The 288-nt window shown below is 36.5% G+C and carries 1 pseudogene; it reads left to right on the top strand.

The window, feature by feature from the left end:
• A pseudogene (locus CWB60_RS20815) lies at positions 1–288 on the top strand (PAS domain-containing protein); the annotation flags it as partial.

Genomic DNA, 288 nt, shown 5'->3' on the forward strand with positions numbered 1-288 from the left:
GATATGTTTAACACGTTTGATGTGGGCCTTGTTGTACTGGATAGAAATTATAAAGTGTGAGTGTGGAATAGCTTGATGTAAAACAATTATGGTCAATTACGAACTGCGTTGAAAGACAAAGACGTATTTGATTTATTTCCTTCGATTGATGAGAAAAGGTTTATGAGTAAATCAGCGTCTGTTTTTGTACTTAACAACCGCTCTTTTAGGATCTGTGAGCATCAAGCTTACATCTTTAGTTTTAAAAACTACCGCCGCATTACCGGTAACGCAGCTTACATGTACTTC

This window comes from Pseudoalteromonas sp. S327, from assembly GCF_005886415.1.
Taxonomy (GTDB): Bacteria; Pseudomonadota; Gammaproteobacteria; order Enterobacterales; family Alteromonadaceae; genus Pseudoalteromonas; species Pseudoalteromonas atlantica.